Genomic DNA, 1,780 nt, shown 5'->3' on the forward strand with positions numbered 1-1,780 from the left:
ACCAGCGCCTTGGCCCGCATCATGAAATGCATCTTGCGGATCGCGAAATAGTGGAACTTGAAGCTCAGCGCCGGCGTGACGTACGGATTGGCTTCCTCTTCCATCGGCAGCGCGATCGCCAGCCCGACCGACAGGCCGCCGCCCTCGTAGGCGCCGCGGTTGGCCGCCTGCATGATGCCCGGCCCGCCGCCGGTGCAGACGAAGAGCTTGTCCTGCGGCTCGCGGTCATTGCTGTACTCGGCCACCATCTTGCCGAAGGCGCGCGCCTTCTCGTAGTAGTGGGAACTGCGCGCCAACTTGCGCCAGCGGTCGGTGGCGACGCTGTCGCCGGCGGCCTCGGCCTGGGCGATCAGGGCGCCCGATTCCTCCTCGCTGCGGAAGCGCGCGCTGCCGAACACCACCACGGTGTTCTCGATGCCGTGAGCCCGCATCTCGAGGTCGGGTTTCATGAGCTCGAGTTGCATGCGCAACCCGCGGGTTTCGCGCCGCAACAGGAACTCGGGGTCGGCGAAGGCCAGCCGCGAGGGGTCGTTGTGCAGCGGCAGCCCCTTGTCCGAATGGGCCTGCAGCGTGGCCCAGGCGTCGGCCAGCCGCTTGTCGTGAAGATCGTGTGTGCTGTTGTGCATGGTCATGCCCGAATAACGGTTCTGGATTGTGCGCGTTGCAGGTTCCGGGCCGGCTTTGTGGAATCAGGGGAAGAAATACGCAAAAAAGGCTCCCGCGGGAGCCTTTTCATCAAGTCGCAGCCGTTCAGACGCGCTTGCGGTATTCACCGGTGCGGGTGTCGATTTCGATCTTGTCGCCCTGTGCGACGAACAGCGGCACGCCGATCTCGAAGCCGGTCGAGATCTTGGCCGGCTTCATGACCTTGCCCGAGGTGTCGCCCTTGACGGCCGGCTCGGTCCAGGTGATTTCGCGCTCGACGCTGGTCGGCAGTTCGACCGAGATCGCCTTGCCGTCGTAGAACACCACTTCGACCGGCATGCCGTCCTCGAGGTAGTTGAGCGAGTCGCCCATGTTCTCGGCTTCGACTTCGTACTGGTTGTACTCGGTGTCCATGCAGACATACATGGGGTCGGCGAAATAGGAGTAGGTGCACTCCTTCTTGTCGAGCACGATCTGGTCGATCTTGTCGTCGGCCTTGAAGACCACTTCGGTGTTGAAGTTGGCAATCAGGCTCTTGAGCTTCATGCGCACCGTGGCGGAATTGCGGCCGCCGCGGCTGTATTCGGTCTTCAGGACGACCATCGGGTCCTTGCCGTGCATGATCACGTTGCCAGCGCGGATTTCTTGAGCGATTTTCATAATCAGGGTCTCTGGATGTTGGCCGCTCGGAGCACGGTCAGGCCCTTTGTCCTCTGGCGCATTCACCGCGGCGGGTTCAGCGGAAGCTTCGACTGAGCCAACCAGCTGGCTGGCACGGCGTCGGAATTCCGCAAAGCCCGTAATTTTAGCTTTTTTGGACGATGAATCGCCGCAGCCGGGTCAAAAGGTCGTCCTGGGCGAGCAGTCGCTTGCGCGCTGCCTGCGTGGCGCCGGTCCAGGCGGCGAGGGTCGCGGGGTCCAGCCGCGGCAGCTGGCCGGCGCCGATGCCGCTCCAAAGGTGATGGAAGCCGCGCAGCGAAGGCGGCGCCTCCAGCCAGTCCAGGAAGGCGTTGAGCTTTTCGTGGTGCGCATCGTCGTCCTGGGGATAGATCTGCCAGACGAGCGGCGCGCCGGACCAGAGCGCGCGCACCAGCGAATCCTCGCCGCGGACGAAATTGAGGTCGCAGGCCCACAG

3 protein-coding genes are annotated in these 1,780 nt (G+C 63.8%); all 3 read right to left on the reverse strand.

Going from position 1 to position 1,780, the window contains the following annotated elements; all coding sequences use genetic code 11:
- On the reverse strand, positions 1–632 hold a 632-nt coding region (locus AC1DY5_RS54100; RefSeq protein WP_478122434.1), incomplete at its 3' end, for an LOG family protein.
- 118 nt (positions 633–750) lie between these two features.
- Positions 751–1,305: an elongation factor P gene (efp, locus tag AC1DY5_RS54105; RefSeq protein WP_286367245.1), complete on the reverse strand. Its 555-nt coding sequence runs from the start codon at positions 1,303–1,305 to the stop codon at positions 751–753.
- Positions 1,306–1,450: 145 nt separating this feature from the next.
- Positions 1,451–1,780 (reverse strand): elongation factor P maturation arginine rhamnosyltransferase EarP (gene earP / locus AC1DY5_RS54110; RefSeq protein WP_478122435.1); only part of this gene is annotated, 330 nt, incomplete at its 5' end.

This window comes from Variovorax sp. P4_D9 (assembly GCF_056401695.1).

Excerpts from the sequence above, each read along its gene's own strand:
- efp (WP_286367245.1), bottom strand. The coding sequence starts at position 1,305 with ATGAAAATCGCTCAAGAAATCCGCGCTGGCAACGTGATCATGCACGGC.